Genomic DNA, 2,922 nt, shown 5'->3' with positions numbered 1-2,922 from the left:
GTGTCGTTCCATACATACTGAGAATCTTAATTTGCGTAATATTCTATTTTTTCACCCATTGAGCTTATTATTGCTGCTTGTCATATCGGCCAGTTCGCTATCGACGGAGTTACCTAAAAGTCATCGCATTCACGAAGGTCAGCTTGAAAACGGCTTAAGGTACCAATTAGTCCATAACACGACACCTGCTCATGCTGTCATTATGCGTATGCGCATTGCAGGTGGTTCTTTAGTCGAGTCAGAGCAAGAACAAGGCTTGATGCATCTTTTAGAACACATGGCGTTTAAAGGTTCGGACTCTGTAGCCGAAGGGGAGATGATTCGCCAACTTGAACGCTTAGGATTAAGTTTTGGATCCGATACCAATGCGGTGACTCAATTCAATCAAACCGTGTATGAGTTCAATATTGCTCAAGGAGACTCACAAAAAGTAGCAACTGGTTTGTGGCTTATGAGAGAGATTGCGGATCGCCTTAAGCTTGAACCAAAGGCGTTGGAGCAAGAAAAACCGGTTGTTGTGGCGGAATGGAAAGAGAGAAATTCCGCTGATGTTGAGAATTATCGTCAACAGCTGAGCTTCTTATATCCGAGGAGCCCTTTGTCAAAACGTTTGCCAATTGGTGATCTCGATGTAGTAAAACATGCTAGTTCAGAGCAGTTACGTTCACTCTATCAACGTTTTTATACGCCAGAACGTACCACGATCATTGTGGTGGGAGACCTTGATGTTGCTCAGGCCGAAGAGCAGATCAAACGACTTTTTTCTAACTGGGTACCTCACCGGGATGCAGTACCGCTACGGGCTGACCATTTGATGTTGCCTGCAGTAAGGACACACTTGCAAGCCGATGTTTTCTTTGATGCTCGTTTGCCGACCCAAATTTCGCTTGGTGTGATTGCACCACAAGAGCGACAAGCAGATAGCGTTGAAAGTCGCCATGAAATGATCCTTGAATCAATATTGTCGAACTTACTCTACCAACGGTTACTTCCCCATCTGATAGACCAAGAGGGGATAACGAATGCTTTTGTTCATATTGAACAAGATTTCGGTATCGCATCACGGATGGAATTGTCACTGGTAACCTTGCCCGAGCAGTGGCGGCATGGGCTGACATTACTTGAACAGACGGTGCGACAAGCGATTCGATACGGCTTTAATCAGGGCGAAATTGATCAAGCGATCAAGGCAATACATGCTGATTATCAGCAAAGAGCAGCAAGTAGCGATACCTTGCATAGTTTTTCGATTGCGCAAGGCCTAGTGACAAGTGATGCTCAGCAATTTGTCCCGATTGAACCGACGTTCGCGCTTGCTCTTTTTGAAGCTTATCAACCTCAAATCACCGCCGCTCGATTGCACGACCTGCTTACAGAACGTTGGCAAGGTAAGCCGTGGATTTATCTTTCTGGGCCATATAAGGTTGAGAAAATCAATCAAACGCTACTCGATGTATATGAACAAAGCCAAAAACAGCCAGTAGAGCCTTATCAAATATCATCGGTCGAGGCATTTGCCTACCGTGAATTTGGTGAGGCGGGCACGCTCATTCACGACAAGCGAGATCCCGAAACGGGGATTCGGATGTTGAAATTTGCCAATGGCGTTAAGCTCAACATCAAGCCAACCGAGTTAGAGAAAAACGTCATCTACCTCAATCTTGCATTAGGTTTTGGCGAATATCCGTTACCTAGAAAAGAGGGCATTCAGGCACTGTTTAATGATGGCTTTGTTGCTGGTGGGTTAGAGCAGCATTCGTTTCAGCAGTTAATTCATCTCTTTTCTGCTGCCAATGTGACGACGGGGTTCAATGTCGGAACGCTTGGTTTTGCGAGTCAGGATTTCACCAATCAAGCGTCGCTTGACCAACAGTTAGCACTGCAAACGGCATTTTTAACGAGCCCGGGCTGGCGAGAAGAGGGGATGAACCAATTTCGTCAACGAGTACTGGCAGCGAGTAACAGCCAGAACACGACGCCAGAAGAGGCATTTTGGACGGTGTTACCTGAATTATTGCACCCTGACGACCCACGATTTCGTAGCCATGACGAGGAACTGTTAAAGCGTCATTTTTCAGAATTAGTTCCAGTGTTTGCCTCGGCGGTAGATAAAGGCCTTTTAGAAATTGCCATTGTGGGTGATCTTGACGAAGAGAAAACGATTCAATCGGTTGCTAAAACGCTGGGCGCTTTGCCGCGTCATCCAGAAAAAGAGCTGCAAGTTGAGCGCGTTGAGTTTCCACCAGTGCCTGCATCACATATTGTTGAGCATCAAGGTTCAGCCAATGCCGCGGCATTGGCTTGGCTGTGGCCAACGACTGATAAGGTGAATGCCGAACACTACGCAAAACTGATGCTGCTTGAAGAGGTTCTCAGTATTTTGTTGACGGAAGAAGTGAGAGAAAAGGCTGGCGCGAGTTACTCACCTTACCCATTTAGCAGCAATGATTTTCTTCCCACAGGATTTGGTTATTTGGGGCTGTTCAGTGTGACAGACACAACGCAACTTAAATTAGTGGAAGAGAGTTTCGATGCGGTATTGTCTCGAGTGAAAGCTGATCATGGCATTGATGCTGATATGTTGCAACGAGCGAAACAACCGCTTCTACAATGGTTAGATAGCCTGCCAGAAAAGAATGTATTTTGGCTTGATGTCGCATCGTTAACTCAAACTTATCCGCATCGCTATAGTCGTTGGCAGGAGGTTCGTCGCGCCATCAATCAGGTGAGTACGAATGATCTGCGTCATGTTGCTAATCAATATTTACAAGCAGACAAACGACTGAGTGTTAAAATATTACCCAGCACTACCTCTGCAATCTCAAAATAAAATGAGCCTCCTATTGGGGGCTCATTTTTATGATGAAACTTATCACTTTGTTATATTTTTCTTGGACTAATGTCACTTATTTAAATATGGAT

At 45.3% G+C, this 2,922-nt stretch carries 1 protein-coding gene; it reads left to right on the top strand.

Annotation, left to right across the window (positions count from 1 at the left end; all coding sequences use genetic code 11):
- The coding region (locus tag AACT21_RS08500) for a M16 family metallopeptidase (RefSeq protein ID WP_254917216.1) at positions 1–2,830 on the top strand (2,830 nt) is incomplete at its 5' end.
- Between the last annotated feature and the right edge of the window lie 92 nt (positions 2,831–2,922).

This window comes from Vibrio sp. V08_P9A1T1, from assembly GCF_963874405.1.
In the GTDB taxonomy this organism is placed as follows: Bacteria; Pseudomonadota; Gammaproteobacteria; order Enterobacterales; family Vibrionaceae; genus Vibrio; species Vibrio anguillarum.
Note: the sequence above shows the minus strand (reverse complement) of the source record. Positions and strands in the feature narration are given on the sequence as shown.